This is a genomic window from Micromonospora sp. DT227, from assembly GCF_049841835.1.
In the GTDB taxonomy this organism is placed as follows: domain Bacteria; phylum Actinomycetota; class Actinomycetes; order Mycobacteriales; family Micromonosporaceae; genus Micromonospora.
The window spans coordinates 311,253-328,557 of sequence record NZ_JBNCLA010000007.1 but is presented as its reverse complement, the minus strand read 5'-3'; the positions used below and the strand labels follow the sequence as shown (position 1 = coordinate 328,557).

21 protein-coding genes are annotated in these 17,305 nt (G+C 71.8%); 11 read left to right on the top strand and 10 right to left on the bottom strand.

Annotated features, from left to right (window positions below; all coding sequences use genetic code 11):
* Positions 1-46 precede the first annotated feature (46 nt).
* The 3 genes from ACLQ2W_RS24490 to ACLQ2W_RS24480 form a co-directional block, all read right to left on the bottom strand.
* A complete protein-coding gene (locus ACLQ2W_RS24490) occupies positions 47-124 on the bottom strand; it encodes an Ms5788A family Cys-rich leader peptide (protein WP_310503780.1) in 78 nt (25 codons plus the stop codon).
* A gap of 60 nt (positions 125-184) precedes the next feature.
* The gene (locus tag ACLQ2W_RS24485) at positions 185-967 is read right to left on the bottom strand and encodes an LmeA family phospholipid-binding protein (RefSeq protein ID WP_357300087.1); all 783 of its coding nucleotides are present in this window, start codon (positions 965-967) and stop codon (positions 185-187) included.
* Positions 968-1,049: 82 nt separating this feature from the next.
* A complete protein-coding gene (locus tag ACLQ2W_RS24480) occupies positions 1,050-2,102 on the bottom strand; it encodes a hypothetical protein (RefSeq protein WP_425788935.1) in 1,053 nt (350 codons plus the stop codon).
* A gap of 246 nt (positions 2,103-2,348) precedes the next feature.
* Here ACLQ2W_RS24480 and ACLQ2W_RS24475 point away from each other — a divergent pair, with 246 nt between their 5' ends.
* The 7 genes from ACLQ2W_RS24475 to pstB all read left to right on the top strand — a co-directional run bounded on the left by ACLQ2W_RS24475 (position 2,349) and on the right by pstB (position 9,479).
* Positions 2,349-3,068 carry a winged helix-turn-helix transcriptional regulator gene (locus ACLQ2W_RS24475; RefSeq protein WP_199199901.1) on the top strand — a complete coding sequence of 240 codons (720 nt, stop codon included), beginning with the start codon at positions 2,349-2,351 and terminating at the stop codon, positions 3,066-3,068.
* Positions 3,069-3,217: 149 nt separating this feature from the next.
* Entirely contained in the window at positions 3,218-4,048 is an 831-nt protein-coding gene (locus ACLQ2W_RS24470; protein WP_425788932.1) for a polysaccharide deacetylase family protein, read from the top strand.
* Between the two features lie 67 nt (positions 4,049-4,115).
* Positions 4,116-5,072 (top strand): mycothiol synthase, encoded by a 957-nt coding sequence (mshD, locus tag ACLQ2W_RS24465; RefSeq protein ID WP_425788930.1) that lies wholly within the window; start codon positions 4,116-4,118, stop codon positions 5,070-5,072.
* Between the two features lie 291 nt (positions 5,073-5,363).
* Complete coding sequence (gene pstS / locus ACLQ2W_RS24460; protein WP_281938408.1) at positions 5,364-6,467, top strand: phosphate ABC transporter substrate-binding protein PstS; 1,104 nt, start codon at positions 5,364-5,366, stop codon at positions 6,465-6,467.
* A gap of 41 nt (positions 6,468-6,508) precedes the next feature.
* Positions 6,509-7,594, top strand: coding sequence for a phosphate ABC transporter permease subunit PstC (pstC, locus tag ACLQ2W_RS24455; RefSeq protein WP_281938409.1), 1,086 nt, complete (start codon positions 6,509-6,511; stop codon positions 7,592-7,594).
* Positions 7,594-8,682 (top strand): phosphate ABC transporter permease PstA, encoded by a 1,089-nt coding sequence (gene pstA / locus ACLQ2W_RS24450; RefSeq protein ID WP_281938410.1) that lies wholly within the window; start codon positions 7,594-7,596, stop codon positions 8,680-8,682. Before pstC ends, pstA begins: the two co-directional genes overlap by 1 nt.
* 20 nt (positions 8,683-8,702) lie before the next feature.
* Positions 8,703-9,479 (top strand): phosphate ABC transporter ATP-binding protein PstB, encoded by a 777-nt coding sequence (pstB, locus tag ACLQ2W_RS24445; RefSeq protein WP_425789039.1) that lies wholly within the window; start codon positions 8,703-8,705, stop codon positions 9,477-9,479.
* Between the two features lie 65 nt (positions 9,480-9,544).
* Here pstB and ACLQ2W_RS24440 read toward each other — a convergent pair whose 3' ends face one another.
* The 3 genes from ACLQ2W_RS24440 to ACLQ2W_RS24430 form a co-directional block, all read right to left on the bottom strand.
* Positions 9,545-10,372, bottom strand: coding sequence for an NUDIX hydrolase (locus tag ACLQ2W_RS24440; RefSeq protein WP_425788927.1), 828 nt, complete (start codon positions 10,370-10,372; stop codon positions 9,545-9,547).
* Positions 10,373-10,682: 310 nt separating this feature from the next.
* On the bottom strand, positions 10,683-10,892 hold the full coding sequence (locus ACLQ2W_RS24435; RefSeq protein WP_425788926.1) for a hypothetical protein: 210 nt from the start codon (positions 10,890-10,892) through the stop codon (positions 10,683-10,685).
* A gap of 116 nt (positions 10,893-11,008) precedes the next feature.
* Positions 11,009-11,140, bottom strand: a complete 132-nt coding sequence (locus ACLQ2W_RS24430) for a hypothetical protein (RefSeq protein WP_425788924.1) — start codon at positions 11,138-11,140, stop codon at positions 11,009-11,011.
* 245 nt (positions 11,141-11,385) lie between these two features.
* Here ACLQ2W_RS24430 and ACLQ2W_RS24425 point away from each other — a divergent pair, with 245 nt between their 5' ends.
* The 3 genes from ACLQ2W_RS24425 to ACLQ2W_RS24415 are packed head-to-tail and all read left to right on the top strand — an operon-like array spanning position 11,386 to position 13,398.
* Positions 11,386-12,192 (top strand): helix-turn-helix domain-containing protein, encoded by an 807-nt coding sequence (locus ACLQ2W_RS24425; RefSeq protein WP_405091404.1) that lies wholly within the window; start codon positions 11,386-11,388, stop codon positions 12,190-12,192.
* Positions 12,179-12,370, top strand: a complete 192-nt coding sequence (locus tag ACLQ2W_RS24420; protein WP_425788922.1) for a DUF397 domain-containing protein — start codon at positions 12,179-12,181, stop codon at positions 12,368-12,370. Before ACLQ2W_RS24425 ends, ACLQ2W_RS24420 begins: the two co-directional genes overlap by 14 nt.
* A gap of 59 nt (positions 12,371-12,429) precedes the next feature.
* Positions 12,430-13,398 carry a Gfo/Idh/MocA family protein gene (locus tag ACLQ2W_RS24415; protein ID WP_425788920.1) on the top strand — a complete coding sequence of 323 codons (969 nt, stop codon included), beginning with the start codon at positions 12,430-12,432 and terminating at the stop codon, positions 13,396-13,398.
* A 76-nt stretch (positions 13,399-13,474) separates the two neighbouring features.
* On the opposite strand, the gene ACLQ2W_RS24410 is transcribed toward ACLQ2W_RS24415, so the two are convergent.
* The 3 genes from ACLQ2W_RS24410 to ACLQ2W_RS24400 all read right to left on the bottom strand — a co-directional run bounded on the left by ACLQ2W_RS24410 (position 13,475) and on the right by ACLQ2W_RS24400 (position 16,211).
* Positions 13,475-14,479 (bottom strand): inorganic phosphate transporter, encoded by a 1,005-nt coding sequence (locus ACLQ2W_RS24410; RefSeq protein WP_343444820.1) that lies wholly within the window; start codon positions 14,477-14,479, stop codon positions 13,475-13,477.
* Between the two features lie 4 nt (positions 14,480-14,483).
* Positions 14,484-15,110 carry a DUF47 domain-containing protein gene (locus ACLQ2W_RS24405; protein ID WP_089157475.1) on the bottom strand — a complete coding sequence of 209 codons (627 nt, stop codon included), beginning with the start codon at positions 15,108-15,110 and terminating at the stop codon, positions 14,484-14,486.
* Positions 15,111-15,230: 120 nt separating this feature from the next.
* Positions 15,231-16,211: a PPK2 family polyphosphate kinase gene (locus ACLQ2W_RS24400; RefSeq protein WP_425788917.1), complete on the bottom strand. Its 981-nt coding sequence runs from the start codon at positions 16,209-16,211 to the stop codon at positions 15,231-15,233.
* A gap of 260 nt (positions 16,212-16,471) precedes the next feature.
* On the opposite strand from ACLQ2W_RS24400, the gene ACLQ2W_RS24395 reads away from it, so the two are divergent.
* Entirely contained in the window at positions 16,472-16,612 is a 141-nt protein-coding gene (locus ACLQ2W_RS24395; RefSeq protein WP_425788915.1) for a sigma factor, read from the top strand.
* Between the two features lie 85 nt (positions 16,613-16,697).
* Here ACLQ2W_RS24395 and ACLQ2W_RS24390 read toward each other — a convergent pair whose 3' ends face one another.
* Positions 16,698-17,204, bottom strand: a complete 507-nt coding sequence (locus ACLQ2W_RS24390) for a DUF402 domain-containing protein (RefSeq protein WP_425788913.1) — start codon at positions 17,202-17,204, stop codon at positions 16,698-16,700.
* Positions 17,205-17,305: the final 101 nt, after the last annotated feature.

Sequence of the window (17,305 nt, the reverse complement as noted above, 5' to 3'; positions counted from 1 at the left end):
CCTTTGGTGCCGGTGGTCGCTCAGGCGACCGGGGACAGCCCCGCCGTCAGATGACGGGGCGACACAGGCAGGTGGCCACGCGGCACAGGTCGACCGCGCGCCGTTTGGTGAGGTGGGTCCCCATGGGAAGGGACACTACCAGCCGACCCGGCGTGTGCCACCGGGCCGACCAGCATGCGAGACGTCAGCGGGCGGAGTTGATCGGCACGTTCGCGGCGTCCGCGGTGACCACCAGGCCCTCCGGCCTCGGCTCCACCTTGCGGACGTTGAGCTGGAACGGCAACTCCGGCAGCGGCACGTCGATCGAGATGCTCCGGGCGTAGTTGGCCAGCAGCGTCCGCGCCAGCGCCACGTTCGGCAGGCCGTCGGCGGTGAGGTCGCTGAAGCGCAGCGCCACCTTGCCGTCGGCCACCGTCACAGCGGCGGTGCCGTTGACGGTCAGCTTGACGCCGAGGATGTCCACCGGGGCGGTGACCGCCAGCTTGCCGTCCCGCTCGCCGAGCGTCAGGCCGGGCCGCTTCAGCAGCTTGGCCAGGCTGTCGTAGGTGACGGTGCCCCGCCCGTCGACGCGCTCGGCCACCACGTCGCCCCGGCCGGAGCGGATCGTGTCCAGTGACGCGGTCACGTCGCGGGCGTCCACGTCCAGTCGCGGCACGTCGACCGTGTCGCCCTGCACGCTGCCCTTGACGTCGGTCAACTGGATGGAGATGCGCTCGTACTTGCCGGCGAGCACCTGGTTGAGGAACGGGAAGCCGCCCACCTCGACCTTGGGCGCGGCGGACTGGGCGTCCTGCTTGGCGACCTCCTGCCGGACCTGGTCGGCGATCGCCCGCTCGGCCACCCCGGCGGCCACCCGGTCGGCCACGACCAGCAGCCCGGCGAGCACCAGCAGCAGCACGAGGAAACCGATCAGCACCTTCCGACCCCGGCGACGGGGCCGGCCCTCCGCCGGGTACGCCTCTGCCACGCCGCCTCCAGTCCTCGCCGCCGTCACCGCGCCTCGCGGCGCAACCGTACTTACCCGGGGCGAGCTTCCCGCAACCGGGCGATCAGAGGAAGAGCACGCACATGGCGTACGCGGCCGGCGCGGCGAGCGCGAAGCCGCCCAGCGGCCCCTGCATGTGCCGGGCCGCCCACATGGTCGGCGGCTCCCCCGCCATCAGCCGGCCCGCCTCGGCGTACCCGACGGCGAGGTCGGCCAGCACGGCGGTGGCGGCGGTGACCACGCCGACCAGCGCGGCGCTGGTCGGGGTGAAGCCGACCAGGTAGCTGCCGAGCACGGCGCTGGTCAGCGTGCCGAGCATGGCGCCCGCCACCACGCCGGTCGCGCCGCGCGGCACCTGCGGGGCGAGCCGGGGCCACGGGGCCACCGCGTCGGTCAGCCGGGCCACCAGCAGGGCCACCCCGGCGGCGGTGAGGCAGACCGTGATCGCCTGGGTGCCCTTGGGGATCCGGCTGAGCACGATGAGCGAGGCGAAGGCGACCACCCCGACCACGATGAGCAGGGTGCCGCCCAGCGAGTCGGTCACCCGGACCCGGTCCACCCGGCGGACGAGCTGGCCCAGCACGCCGAGCACGAGGCCGGCGACCGCGGCGTACCCGAGGGGGGCCAGGCCGGCGACGTCGGCCCGTACGGCGGCGACGTCGGCGATCACCGCGGTGCCGGCGCTCACCAGCGCGACGACCAGCAGCGCGGGCGGTCGCATGGCCATCGTCCAGGCGAGCACGTAGAGCAGTTGGACGCCGAAGATGACTGCCGCGAACGGCAGCCGGTGCCCCGGGCCGGCGGTCTGCGCGCCGAGCACCAGGCCGACGCCGAGCAGCGCGGCGAAACCGGCCACGGTGAGCGCCAGCGGCCGGCGGAACTCCACCGGCGGCACCTCGTCCTCGGGCGCCTCGTCGGGGGCGTCGTCGGGGCGCCGGCTCGGGCCGCCCTTGCGGAGCCGACGGGGGCCCTTCCGCTCCTGCGGCTCCCCCTCCTCCGCACCCGTCCCGGCGCGCGGGGCGGGCGGGTAGCCACGGGCCGGGCCGGACGGCCCGGAGGACGGGTCGTCGTCGGCCCACGGTTCACGACCGGCGTCGGGCGAGGTGGAGGGAAACACGCCCCGATCGTGCCAGACCCGGGCGGCCCGGCGGAGGTCACGGTTTCGGCAACGTTAAAACCTAGGCCGCGATCGAGGGCAGAAAGGGCAAACGGGAAAAGGCGCGAAGGTGACGGCCGGACCATCGGTTACGCTCAACCCGTTACCCCGCCCGTCAGCGACGCCGGGACCCACGCAAGTTCACAGCGCCGCCCCCACCCGGGCGTGCCGCTGGTCGCGCGCGGCCGAAGGGCCGCCGGGACGGAGGTGATCGTGGAGCTCCTGCTGCTCGTGACCGCACGGGCCGGTGAGCCGTCGGCGGTGTTGCCGGCACTCGACCTGCTGCCGCATTCGGTGCGCACCGCACCCCGTGACGTCCGCACGCTGGTCTCCGGCCCGACGCCGGACGCCGTCCTGGTGGACGCCCGCTCCGAGCTGAGCGAGGCGCGGGCCACCTGCCGGATGCTGCACGCCACCGGGCTCGGGGTGCCGCTTGTCGCGGTGGTCACCGAGGCCGGCCTGATCGCGCTGAACGCCGACTGGGGCGTGGACGACGTGATCCTCGCCGGTGCCGGCCCGGCCGAGGTGGAGGCGCGGCTGCGGCTCGCGGTCGGCCGGCTGAACAACGCCGTCGCGGGCGCCGGCGGCTCGATCCGGGCCGGCGAGCTGAACATCGACCCGGACACGTACGCCGCCAAGCTGAAGGGCCGGCCGCTCGACCTGACGTACAAGGAGTTCGAGCTGTTGAAGTTCCTCGCCCAGCACCCGGGGCGGGTGTTCACCCGGGACCAGTTGCTGCGTGAGGTCTGGGGCTACGACTACTTCGGCGGCACCCGCACGGTCGACGTGCACGTCCGGCGGCTGCGCGCGAAGCTCGGCTCGGAGTACGAGTCGATGATCGGCACGGTCCGCCAGGTCGGCTACAAGTTCGTCGTGCCGCCGTCGCGCTCGCTGCCGGAGTCGGAGCCCGCCCCGCTGCCGGTCTGATCGGCGTCGACCCCCACCGGGGGGCACTTTTCCCATATGCCCTATTTGCCCACCGAGCCCCCCATATCCTGACTGCCTGATTTGTCAGGATAGAGGGGGGCCACGGTGCGCGCGGTGACCACGGGGGCGGCGAACGGCCGGTACCACTGATGTCCGGCTCGACGCTCAAAGCGGTGACGGTGGTGACGGCGGTGCTCATCGGGCTGCTGGCCTCGGCGTACGCGCTGGGCCGCGGCCTGGTGCCGCAGCGGCACCCGACCGCCACCGGCGTGACCACCTCCGCCAACGCCCCGCACTACGCCGACCAGCCGCCGGACACCGCCCGACCGAGCCCGGACGCCGCCGCGAGCGCGCCAGCCGTCACCGGCGACGGCGACGGCCCGTACGGCGCACACGTCACCACCGGCTCGTCCCGGGTCGCGTTGACCTTCGACGACGGCCCCGACCCCCGGTGGACGCCACAGGTGCTCGCCCTGCTGAGCCAGTACGGCGTCAAGGCCACGTTCTGCGTCGTCGGCGAGAACGCGGAGAGCTACCCCGACCTGGTCCGCTCCATCGCGGCCGAGGGGCACACGCTGTGCAACCACTCCTGGAAGCACGACGTCAACCTGGGCCGCCGCACCCCGGAGACGATCCGGGCGGACCTGACCCGCACCAACGACGCGATCCTGGCCGCCGCGCCGGGCGCCCGGATCGCGTACTACCGCCAGCCGGGCGGCGCCTGGACCGGCCCGGTGGCGTCGACCTGCGCGGAGCTGGGCCTCACGCCGCTGCACTGGAGCGTCGACCCGTCGGACTGGCGGGCGCCGGGGGCGGCGACCGTGGCCGCGCGGATCCGCGCGCAGATCGCGCCCGGCGCGATCGTGCTCATGCACGACGCGGGCGGGGACCGCTCCGGCACGGTCGCGGCGTTGCAGCAACTCCTGCCCGAACTGCTCGCGCGGTACGAGCTGGAACCGCTGCCCACCCGCGCCCCGTGACGAGCGCCACCGCACGCCGTCGCCGCTCACCGGGACCGACCGCCCGCCGGCCGCTACCGTGACGGGGGTGAGCAGCACCGAGCCGACAAGCGGTCCCGAATCCGAGACAGCGACCCCGACCGGCCCTGTCGCCTCCACCGACCGGCTGACCACGGCCGAGATCGCCGACGTGCTGGCGCTGGCGGGCGCGGCCGGCGACACCGACGGCGCCGATCCGCTCGACGAGCACGTGCTGCTGCGGCTGCGCGACCCGGCGGCGCCGGCCATGCACCTCACCGCCCGTGCCGCCGACGGCACCCTGACCGGGTACGCGCACCTGGACACCACCGCCCCGGCCGAGGGCGTCGGCGTGGAGCTGGTGGTGCACCCGGCGCACCGGCGGCGGGGCACCGGCCGGGCGCTGGCCCGCGGCGTGCTGACCGCCGCCACCGGGCCGCTGCGCGCCTGGGCGCACGGTGACCACCCGTCCGCCGCCGCGCTCGCGGTCGACCTCGGCTTCACCCGGGCCCGGGTGCTCTGGCAGCTCCGCCGCCCGCTGACCGAGGCGGTGCCCGCGCCGGCCCTGCCGGCGGGTGTGGAGTTGCGCGCGTTCCGCCCCGGGGAGGACGACGAGAACTGGCTGGCGGTCAACAACGCGGCGTTCGCCCAGCATCCCGAGCAGGGCCGGTGGACGCTCGACGACCTGCGCGTACGCCTCGCCGAGCCGTGGTTCGACCCGGCCGGCTTCCTGCTCGCGGTGGACGCCGCCACCGGCCGGCTGCTCGGCTTCCACTGGACCAAGGTGCACGAGCGGCCCGGCTCGGCCCGGATCGGCGAGGTCTACGTGCTCGGCGTCGACCCGTCCGTGCACCGTGGCGGGCTCGGCCGGGCACTCACCGCCGCCGGCCTGGCCCACCTGCGCGAGCGGCGCGGGCTGGACCGGGTGATGCTCTACGTCGACGAGAGCAACACCGGCGCCGTCTCGCTCTACGAGCGGACCGGTTTCGCCCGCTGGTCCGCGCACGTCAACTACCAGCGCGGCTGAGCACCGACAGGGCGCCGAGCGGCGGTCACGGGAGCATCACGCCAGGGGCTCGGCGGGATAACGGCCGCCCGGATAAATCACGCTAAAAGCGATAGCGGGTCGCGAGTTCACGAAATGGACAGGCCCGCCTCAGCATACGGCCACCTCGCCGGCCGGACGTGTTCATCCCGCGTTCACTTCCGACCGGCGAACCGTCCACCTGGTCCTCCTAACTTTCACGTCAAGCCGGTCAGCGCCGGCCCCCGGCAACCCCGGGCGACCTGACCAAAGACGTGAAGGGAAACCCCTCAAGTGAAGCTCCAGCGGCACGGCGCCATCGCCTGTCTCGCTCTTACCGCGGTTCTCGGTCTCAGCGCCTGCGGCTCGGACAACAACGAGCCGGCCGGCGCGTCCGCCTCCGGCTCCGCCGCCGCCGTGGACTGCGGCAAGGGCACGCTGAACGCGCAGGGCTCCTCCGCGCAGAAGAACGCCATGGCCGAGTGGATCAAGGCGTACCAGCAGAAGTGCGCGGGCACCACGATCAACTACGAGCCGAGCGGCTCCGGCGCCGGCATCCAGGCGTTCATCGCCGGCACCGCCGACTTCGCCGGCTCCGACTCCGCGCTCAAGCCGGAGGAGCAGCCGCAGGCCGACGCCAAGTGCGCCGGCGGCCAGGCCCTCAACCTGCCGATGGTGATCGGCCCGGTCGCGGTCGTCTACAACGTCAGCGGCGCGGACAACCTCCAGTTCAGCCCGGCCACCCTGGCCAAGATCTTCGCCGGCAAGGTCACCAAGTGGGACGACCCGGCGATCAAGGCCGACAACCCGGACGCCAAGCTGCCGTCGGCCGCGATCCAGGCGGTGCACCGCTCCGACGAGTCGGGCACCACCGACAACTTCACCAAGTACCTCGCCAAGACCGCCGCGTCCGACTGGACCTTCGAGAACTCGAAGGCGTGGAAGGCCCCGGGCGGCGTCGGCGCGGCCAAGTCCGACGGTGTGGCCAGCAAGGTCAAGAGCACCGACGGCACCATCAGCTACGTCGAGTGGTCGTACGCCGAGAACTCCGGCCTGAAGATGGCCAAGGTCAAGAACGGCGCCGGTGAGTTCACCGAGCTGACCGCCGAGTCGGCCGGCAAGACCATCGCCGGGGCCAAGTTCGAGGGCCAGGGCAACGACCTCAAGATGTCGATCGACTACAACACCAAGGAGGCCGGGGCGTACCCGATCGTCCTGGCGACCTACGAGATCGTCTGCAGCAAGGGCCTCGCCGCCGACAAGCTCCCGCTGGTCAAGGGCCTGCTCGGCCACGCGGCCAGCGCGGAGGGCCAGCAGGAGCTGGTCGAGCTGGGCTACGCCCCGCTCCCCGACGAGGTCCGCACCAAGGTCGAGGCCGCGGTCAAGAGCCTCTCCTGACGCCCTGATCGACACCACCTCAACGCGAAACGAGCGAGCAGATGGGTGACACCCCTCAGCGCTCGGCGCACGCCGGCACCGGCGGGACCCCCGTGGCCACGAGCCACGAGCGGCCCGCCGGTGCCTCGGCGCGTGTGGCCGAGCGCTCCGGCAACCCTGGCCGCCCCGACGGCGGCCTCGGCGGGGGCGGCGGCCTGCCCCGCGCCCGCGCCTTCGGCGCGGAACGGGCGTTCCGTGGCCTGACCCTGGCCGCCGGCAGCACCGTACTGATCGTCATCGCGGCCATCGCGATCTTCCTGATCGCCAAGGCCGTACCGGCGCTGCGGGCCAACACCGAGTCGTTCTGGACCTTCGAGGGCTGGTTCCCGAACGACAACCCGCCGAAGTTCGGCATCGGCGCGCTCGCCTTCGGCACCGTCCTCAGCTCGCTGCTGGCGCTGCTCGTGGCCGTGCCCGTCGCGCTGGGCATCGCCCTCTACCTGTCGCACTACGCCCCGCGCCGGCTCGGCAACAGCCTGGGCTTCCTGATCGACCTGCTGGCCGCCGTGCCGAGCGTGGTGTTCGGCCTCTGGGGCCGGGACTACTTCGCCGGCCCGGTCGCCGACCTCTCCGTCTGGCTGAACAAGTACTTCGGCTGGATCCCGATCTTCGGCGAGGGCCCGTACGGCAGCTCGATCCTGCTCGGCTCCGTGGTGCTGGCGATCATGGTGCTGCCGATCGTCACCTCGCTCTCCCGCGAGGTGTTCCGGCAGACCCCGACCGCCAACGAGGAGGCCGCGCTCGCGCTCGGCGCCACCCGCTGGGAGATGATCCGCACCGCGGTCCTGCCGTACGGCCGGCCGGGTGTCATCGCCGCGGTGATGCTGGGCCTGGGCCGGGCGCTCGGCGAGACCATCGCGCTGGCGCTGACGCTCGGCTCGACGTACGCCATCTCGTTCAACATCCTCGAAGCCGGCGGCAACTCGATCGCCGCGAACATCGCCAACCGCTTCGGCGAGGCGAACGACACCGGCCGCGGCGCGCTGATCGCCTCCGGCCTGGTGCTGTTCGCGATCACGCTGATCGTCAACATCACCGCGCGGGCGATCATCTACCGTCGCCGCGAGTTCACGGAGTCGGCTGCCTGATGACCACCACACTCCCCACCCACCGCCCGCGCCCGCCGGCCCAGCCGGCCACGCTGCGGGCGAGGCGGCTTCCCGCGTACGCCGCGCCCGCCATCGCCGTCGCGGCGCTGCTGCTGTCGGCGGGCCTCGTCTACGGCGCCGGCATCGGCGGTCCGGTCCTGGTCGTGGTGGTCGGCGCGCTGCTCTACCTGGCCGGTCTCTTCGTCGCGGCGAACGCGGTGGAGGGCCGCCGGTCGGCCCGCGACCGGACCTGGAGCGCGCTGATCCACTCCGCGTTCGTGCTGGCCGTGCTGCCGCTGGCGTCGGTGGTCTGGACGCTGGTGAGCAAGGGCTCCGAGCGGTTGGACGCGAACTTCTTCGGCACCTCGATGAACAACATCGGGGCGCGGGACGCCAACGGCGGCGCCTACCACGCGATCATCGGCACGCTGGAGCAGGTCGGCATCGCCGCGCTGATCACCGTGCCGCTCGGCGTGCTCTGCGCGATCTACATCGTCGAGTACGGCCGCGGCCGGTTCGCGTTCACCATCCGCTTCTTCGTGGACGTGATGACCGGCATCCCGTCGATCGTCACCGGCCTGTTCGTGCTGGCGTTCTGGGTGCTGATCGTCTCGCCGTGGTTCAACGACGGCCGGCCGGGCTTCTCCGGCTTCGCCGCCGCGCTGGCGTTGAGCGTGCTCATGCTGCCCACCGTGGTCCGCTCCACCGAGGAGATGCTCCGGCTGGTGCCGGCGCCGCTGCGCGAGGGCGCCTACGCGCTCGGCGTGCCGAAGTGGAAGACCATCCTGCGGGTCGTGCTGCCGACCGCGCTGCCCGGCATCGTCACCGGCATCATGCTCGCCATCGCGCGGGCTGCCGGCGAGACCGCGCCGGTGCTGCTCGTCGCCGGCGGCGGCGCGGCAATCAACTTCAACCCGTTCGAGAACAACCAGTCGTCGCTGGCCCTCTTCGTCTACCAGCAGGCCGGCGAGGCGTCGAAGTACTCGCCGGCGCGGGCGTGGACCGCGGCGTTGACCCTGGTCGCGCTGGTGCTCGTCCTGACCGTCGCGGCGAAGCTGCTGGCCCGTCGAAACCGGCTCGGCCGATGAACCCCGGAGGTACCGCCACCATGGCCAAGCGCGTCGAAGCCTCGAACGTCACCGCCTACTACGGCAGCTTCAAGGCGATCGAGAACATCAACCTCACCGTCGAGCCGAAGACCGTGACCGCCCTGATCGGCCCGTCCGGCTGCGGCAAGTCGACCTTCCTGCGGTCGATCAACCGGATGCACGAGGTGCTGCCCGGTGCCCGGGTCGAGGGCAACCTGACCATCGACGGGCAGGACGTCTACGACCGTGACGTGGACGTCACCGCGGTCCGCCGGATGATCGGCATGGTCTTCCAGCGGCCGAACCCGTTCCCCACCATGAGCATCTTCGACAACGTGGTGGCCGGCCTGCGGCTCAACGGCGTACGGCGCAAGTCGATCCTGGAGGAGGCGGCCGAGAAGGCGCTCCGCTCGGCCAACCTCTGGGACGAGGTGAAGGACCGGCTGGGCAAGCCCGGCGCCGGCCTCTCCGGCGGCCAGCAGCAGCGGCTCTGCATCGCCCGGACCATCGCGGTCGAGCCGCAGGTGGTGCTGATGGACGAGCCGTGCTCGGCGCTGGACCCGATCTCCACGCTGGCCATCGAGGACCTGATGTTCCAGCTCAAGGACAAGTTCACCATCATCATCGTCACGCACAACATGCAGCAGGCCGCGCGGGTGTCGGACCGCACCGCGTTCTTCTCGATCGAGAAGACCGGTGACCCGGGCCGCCTGATCGAGTACGACAACACCCAGAAGATCTTCAGCAACCCCACCCAGAAGAAGACCGAGGACTACATCACCGGCCGCTTCGGCTGAGGTGTAAGGCGGGGCCCCCGGTTAACGCATTCCGCATAGGAAGGGGCCCCGCTTAACAACCACGCTCAGCGCAACACGAAGCGCGGCTCGGCGCCGTCCAGGCCCTCGATGCGCGGCACGATCGGCGTACCCGGGTCGCGTTCCGCCGCGGCGCGGGCGACGCCGCCGAGGTCACCGGCGGCGGCTATCTCGCCGAGCGTGACCATGGTCGGCGGCAGCATGGTCAGCTCGCCGGCCTCCGCCCGGGCCGACGCGTCCGCCGGGCGCAGCCACAGCGTGTGGTCGGCCTCGCCGGAGACGTCCCGGGTCCGCTGCCCCTCGGGCAGCAGGGCGACGAAGAAGTACGTGTCGAAGCGGCGCGGCTCGAACTCCGGGGTGATCCACCGGGTCCACGGCAGCAGCAGGTCGGACCGGAGCGTGAGCCCTCGCCGGGCCAGCAGGTCGGCGAAGCCGGTACGCCGGCCCACCAGGTCCTGCCGGGCCGCCTCCCAGTCGTCGCCGCTCACGTCGCCGACCACCGTTGTCTCGTCCGGGCCGGCCAGCAGCACACCCGCCTCCTCGAAGACCTCGCGGGCGGCGGCACAGACCACCGCCTGCGCGGCCGGCGGGTCGAGTCGGAGCCGCTCGCCCCAGGCGGCCGGCGTCGGGCCGGCCCAGCCGAGGTGCGCCTCCGAGTCGGAGCGGTCCACCCCGCCGCCGGGGAACGCGTACATCCCGCCGAACGTCATCGCCGCCACCCGCCGGATCAGGTAGACCTCGAAGTCGTCGCCGGCCGGGCGGAGCAGCAGCACGGTCGCGGCGACCCGGGGCACCGCGGGCATGCCACCCTCGGCGTGGAACCGGCGGGCGTGCTCCACCAGGGCGGGGGGTGCGGCGAAGCCGTCGATCGTCATGCGCCGAGCCTAGTTCCCGGCCAGCCAGCCCGAAGCGCGCCGGGACGGGCCGGTCAGCGGCAGGGCTCAACCCAAGCCGTGAAGCGGTCGTCAAGGCCCGCCGGGCGCTGACCGCTGTCCAGCTCAGCGAGGTCATCGGCGGCGGTCTCGCGCTGTCTCACCAGGAACTTCCTCAGCTCGGTCTTCCGTTCGCGGTAGCGGGCAAGGAGGCACAGCTTCGCTGTGGAGCACGGCCAGGCCACCCCGCACGCCCGGCAGCGCCAAGTAGGGCGCGACGGGACGTGGTCGGCTGGGCGAGGGCGACGCACCATCAGCCACCCACCCGGACCGGCGTGCGGCGGATCGGGGTACGGCGGCGGGTCAGCGTCGGGCCCTGCGGCTCGGTCAGCAGGCGCACCCCGGAGAGCATCACGAACAACTCGCGGCGGGCGACCGCACTACCGTCTGGGCCGAGCTGGTAGATGTCGATCCACTCCCACCCGTACGGAGGCGGGGAGGGCAGGTCGCACAGGCGGATCACGCGAACCACGATGGGTGTCACGAACTGCGGTGAGGCCGCGCGGGTCAGGTGAAGGACGTCGCCGCCCCGAATCTCCCGCACACCCGGCGGTACGTTCTCACGGCGGGCCGACGCTCTCACCGCTCGCTCTCCCGGCGTGGGAAGACGGTCGTCGCGGCCGGCGACGACAGCCAGCGCGACACCGGAACGCGGTTCGGTCGGGCCGGCGGTGCCGGCTGCGGGTCGGTGATCGGCTTCTCCTCGGGCACGGCGCGCTCCTCTCGTGTGGGAACTGGGAGGGGGACCGCCCCGCGCTACTGCCTGCGGGACGGGGCGGTCCCCTTGACTGGCACGACCGCCGGGCCCTTCCCCTGCCGGCCGCGCCGCCTGGTGACACTCTGCTGTGGATCCCGTTACGCTCGGAAGGTCGATCGAGTGTCCGGGCTGAGCTGGCCGAACACGCTCCCGCCGTGGGGCGCGATGAGTAGTCGATCTCTACTTTGGGAGGCTCTGAGTGGGCTACGTACCGAGTCCCCTCGCGGACTTCATCGTGGGCGAGATCCGCCGCGCCCGCGGAGCCGGCGGCATGACGCAAGAGACGTTCGGCCGTCAAGCGGGCTTCAGCGCCTCACACGTGAGCGCCGTGGAGAGTGGCACGCGGGCTCTCACCATGGACTTCATCCGCGGCGCGGATCGGGCCTTCGGCAACGGCGGCATGTTTGAGCGTCTGGTGGCGAAGCTCGGTGCGCCTTCGTGGTTCCTGCCCTGGCTCGACGCAGAGCGGAGCGCGCGGCAGCTTCGGCTCTTCGAGCCGCTTCTGATCCCGGGCCTCCTGCAAACCGAGAACTACGCTCACGTGGTGATGCGCCTGAACGACCTCATGTCTACGGCCGAGGTCGACCAACAGGTGAGCGCCCGCATGAGCCGTCACAAGATCCTGACCGGCGAGACGCCGCCTCAGGTGGTGGCCGTCCTCGACGAGACCGCGCTTCGTCGCGGGAGCGAAGAGCACGCCGGCATCATGGCCGAACAGGTCGCCCATCTGATCGCGGTCGCCGAGCTTCCCCACGTTCACGTCCATGTGATCCCGGCAGCGGCGGGCCTCCACATCGGACTCTCGGGGCCGTTCGCGATGGCACGGGTCAGCGACGGGAATTGGGTAGGACACCTCGAAAACCAGCTAGGCGGGATCGTGGTCGACGGCGAAGATGGGCTGGATACTCTTCACGCGAGGTGGGAGAACGTTCGGAACGAAGCGCTCCCGCGCCGGCCGTCCATCGAACTGATGAAGGAAGTGCACAGCGATCATGGACCTCACTAACGCCACCTGGCGCAAGTCCAAGCGCAGCGGTTCGAGCGGCGGCAACTGTGTCGAGGTCGCCGACAATCTTGCCGGCGTGGTCGGCGTACGCGATTCGAAGGACCCGACCGGGCCGGCGCTGGTCTTTCCGGCGGCGTCGTGGCGGGTGTTCGTCGCGGAGGTAGCCGGCCGGGCCTGACGTCCCGACGGGTGGATCATGCTGCCGGCGAACGGGCCGGGCGGGATAGCGTCTCGGGCATGACGCGTTGGGGAATCCTGGCCACCGGGCACATCGCCGCCTGCTTCGCCGCCGACCTGCGCCTGGTGCCGGACGCCGAACTGGTGGCGGTCGGGTCGCGTACCCGGGAGAGCGCCGAGGCGTTCGCGCGGCGGTTCGACGTGCCCCGGGCGTACGCCTCCTGGGCCGAACTGGCCGCGGACCCGGACCTGGACGCGATCTACGTGGCCACGCCGCACGCCGCGCACCACGAGGCGGCGCTCGCCTGCCTGGCCGGCGGCAAGGCGGTGCTGGTGGAGAAGCCCTGCACGCTGGACCTGCCCACCACCGTCGAGTTGGTGGAGACGGCGCGCGCCCGCGGGCTCTTCTTCATGGAGGCCATGTGGATGCGGACGAACCCGCTGATCCTGCGCGTGCTGGAGCTGATCTCCGACGGCGCGATCGGCGAGGTCACCCACGTCCGGGCCGACTTCGGGGTGGCCGGGCCGTTCCCGCCGGAGCACCGGATGCGGGCCCGTACGCTCGGCGGCGGTGCGCTGCTGGACCTCGGCGTCTACCCGCTGAGCCTGGCCCATCTGGTGCTCGGGGTGCCACAGCACGTGCAGGCGTGGGCCCGGCTGGGCCCGGAGGCGGTGGACGAGAACACCGGCATGGTCCTGGGCTGGGACTCCGGCGCGGTGGCCACGCTGAGCTGCGGCATGGTCGGCGCCACCGCGATCACCGCGTCGATCACCGGCACCACCGGCCGGATCGATCTGCCGGAGCCGTTCTTCCGGCCCGGGTCGGCGGTGCTGCACCGGCTCGGCGCCGAGCCGGAGACGATCCCGGCGGACCTGACCGGTGGCGGCTACCAGTACGAGGCGATCGAGGTGGGGCGCTGCCTGGCCGCCGGGCTGACCGAGAGCCCGCTGGTGCCGCACGCCACCACGCTGGAGATCATGGCTTTGATCGACGACATCAAGGCCCGGATCGGCGTCTCCTACGTGTAAGGAGGGGCCCCTTCTTAACACTCGGTGTTAAGAAGGGGCCCCTGCTATGCAGAATGCGTTAATAAGGGGCCCCGCCTTAGAACAGCGGGCGGACCAGCAGGTACGCGAGGCAGGCGATGGCGGCCGCCGCCGGGAACGTGATGATCCACGCGATCACGATGTTGCCGGCCACGTTCCAGCGGACCGCGGAGAGCCGCTTGGTCGCGCCGACACCCATGATCGCCGAGGTGATCGTGTGGGTGGTGGAGATCGGGGCCTTGAGCACCAGCGCGTTGAAGTAGAGCACCGCGCTGGCCACGGTCTCGGCCGCGAAGCCCTCCGCCGGGCCCAGGTCGATGATCTTCCGGCCCAGCGTCCGGATGATCCGCCAGCCGCCCGCGTACGTGCCGAGCGCCAGCATCGTGGCGGAGGTCCAGAACACCCAGCCGGGGATGTGCGTCTTGCTCTCCTGGAAGCCGCCGGTGTAGAGCGCCAGCACGATGATGCCCATGGTCTTGGCGGCGTCCTGCATGCCGTGGCCGACCGACATGGCGGCGGCGGACACGGTCTGCGCCCAGCGGAAGCCGCGGCTGAGCTTGCCCGGCTGCCCCTTCCGGAACAGCCACATGATCGCCAGCATCACCAGGAAGCCGAGGATCAGGCCGACCACCGGCGACAGCACCATCGGGATGAGGACCTTCTCCACGATGTTGCCCCACTGGACGATGCCGTCGGCGGCGAACAGGGTCGCGCCGACCAGGCCGCCGAAGAGGGCGTGCGAGGAGGACGAGGGCAGGCCGAAGTACCAGGTGATCAGGTTCCAGGCGATCGCGCCGAGCACGCCGGCGAAGACCACGCCGAGGCTCTCCACGCCGGTCGGGAGCGTGACCAGGCCGTCGCCGACCGTCTTGGCGACCCCGGCGCCGAAGTGCGCGCCGACGAAGTTGCCGACGGCGGCCAGGCCGAGGGCGATCCGGGGTGTCAACGCCCGGGTCGAGATGCTGGTGGCGATCGCGTTGGCCGCGTCATGGAAGCCGTTCGTGTAGTCGAACGCCATGGCGACCGCGATCACCGCCAGCACGGCGATGAGTTCGGGGCTCACAGGATCAGGACTCCTTGACCGCGATGGTCTCGACGGTGTTGGCGACGTGCTCGAAGGCGTCGCAGGCGGCCTCCAGCTCGTCGGCGACCTCCTTCATCTTCAGCACCGTGAGCGCGTCGTACTCGCCGGAGAAGAGCCGGACCAGCAGCATCCGGTACGCCTGGTCGCCGTCGTTCTCCAGCCGGTTGCACTCGATCCAGTAGTCCTCGAGGTCCTTCATCGACTTCAGCCGGGGCATCGCCTCGGCGGTGAGCTTGGCCTGCTGGTCGAGCACGTTGACCAGCTCGTGCAGCTCTCGCGGGAGCGACGGGAGCTTGGTCAGGCCGTACAGGTAGAGCAGGTTGCCGACCGCCTCCAAGTGGTCCATCACGTCGTCGAGCAGCGAGCCCAGCCGGTAGATGTCCTCCCGGTCGAACGGCGTGATGAAGGTGGAGTTGATCTTCTTGTAGAGGTCGTGCGTGATCTGGTCGCTGTCGTGCTCGACCTCGGTCAGCCGCTCGCTGATCGACTGCACGTCGGCGCCGGGCAGGCCCAGCTCGTTGAGCAGGTCGGTCCCCTTCACCAGGTTCTGCGCGGCCCTGGTGAAGAGCTCGTAGAAGGCGCCCTCGGTGGGACGGAAGGAAAACTTCACAGCACGGACCTCGTCGTGTCGGTGGAAGGGTGGCCGTCGCCTGGCAAGGCGCCTGCTCTGGGCATGCTAGGGACCCGGTGGAACCGGGCATCGACCGGCCCACCCCTGGTCAGACCCGATTCACCGCTCGTTCACCTGCTGTTCACCTGAATGCTCGAAGCCCTGGTCACGTAACCGGTCACGCTCCCGTTCCACGTCGAAATCGGCAGCCGGATACCCGAGATCCAAGCCGTCGAACGTCTCGCGCAGCAGGTGGGCCAGCGCCCAGTCGCGGTACCACTTGCGGTCCGCCGGCACCACGAACCAGGGCGCGGCGTCCGTGCCGCAGCGCTCCAGCGCCTCGGCGTACGCGGCCTGGTAGTCGTCCCACCGGGCCCGGGTGTCCAGGTCGCTCGGGTTGTACTTCCAGTACTTCGTCGGGTCGGTCAGCCGCTCCATCAGCCGCTCACCCTGCTCGGCGTAGGAGATGTGCAGCATGACCTTGACCACGGTGACCGCCTGCTCGGTCAGCTCCCGCTCGAAGTCGTTGATGATCTCGTAGCGGGACCGCCAGGTGGCCTCGTCGACCAGCCCCTCCACCCGCGCGATCAGCACGTCCTCGTAGTGCGAGCGGTTGAACACGCCCACGTAGCCCGGGGGTGGCAGCGCCCGCCGGATCCGCCACAGGAAGTCGTGCCGCAACTCCTCCTCGGTGGGCGGGCCGAACGAGCGGATGTGCAGCCCGAGCGGGTTCATCGCGCCGGCCACCCGCTTCACCGCGCCGTCCTTGCCGCCGCAGTCCATCGCCTGGAGCACCAGCAGCACCCGGCGCGGCCGGCCCGCACCCAGGTGCGCCCCGGCCTGGACGGGCGCGCTGGTGGCGCTGCCCGGGCCGGCGGCGACCTGGGCGGCGGCGTACAGCATCTCCTGCTGCCGGGCCAGCTCCGCGCCGATCAACTCGACCTGACCACGGGCCCATTCCTTGCGCGCCGACCCGCGACCGGCCGCCTTCGGCAGCCCCGGCGTCGAGCGGGGGTCCACGGCCGTGAGGTCCGTCGACCCCGGCCCCACCCGCAGCAGCTCCCGCATCGACCCGTCCTCGGGCCTCACCAGTCCACTCATCCCCCGATCCTCACCCTTACGGCCCAGCCATGGGCACGACGCGTCCGGTACGCCCGCTTTGCGGTTCCACCCGGCCGCGCCCGCCCGCCGCCAAGCGGCGCGGCGCGGAGGAGATCTTGGTACGAAATGGCCCTCATAGGGGCCGATTTCTTCCAAGATTCACTGCAATCCTGCTATTCGGAAGATCGATCTCGTATTCCAGGAGACGGGCGGGGGTGAAGGCGGCGAATGGAGATGTGGGCGATCGCGGGGGAGTCCGGGTGGAACGCGGGCACCTCCTGGCGGTGGCGCGGCGGATGCTGGGCAGCCGCAGCGAGGCCGAGGACGCCCTGCAGGAGACCTGGCTGCGGTACACCTGCGCGCCGCTCGTGCCCGCGTCCGGGACCTGCGCGGCTGGTTGACCACCACCTGCTCGCGGCCCTGCCCGGACGTCCTCCGCTCGGCGCGGGTGCGCCGCGAGGCGACCGGCGCGCTGGTGAGCGCGGCTCAGACCACCAGGGCCAACCACTTCCGGTACGAGGTGGCGAACGGCTCGGTGCCGTCGCCGAGCGCGCCGAGCAGCCAGCGGGACGCCGCCTCGGCCTCGGCGACCAGGTCGTCCGGGTAGTTCCACCGGGCCCGGTGCTCGGCGAACTCGTCCTCGTCGCGCAGCTCGACCAGGCCGGTCTCGCGGCGGCGCACCACGTCCAGGTCGAGGTCGACCAGGTGAACCGTCTCGTCGCCCTCCCACCGGGCCGGAGTGGTGATGTCGCAGTAGACCTCGCTGGTGCGCGGCGGCGGGTTGAACATGCCCGTCCACCAGGCGTTCCGGGGCACCAGCAGGACGAACGGAATCTGCTCGACCGACGGCCGGCCGTGGTAGACCGACTCGGTGCCGACCGGCACGCCGAGCCAGATGCCGAGGTCGTCCTCGGCGAGCCGACGGGCCGGGTAGTCGCGGTGGGCGCTGCCGTCGTACTTGCGGTAGATCACGCGGACCACATCGCTCGGCATGCCTGGCACCCTAACCGATTCCGGCCACGCCACGCGATCGGCAGGTAACCGGACGCGACCCGGCACCGCGCCACGCCGCCGGAGCGGCCGGACCGGCGTCG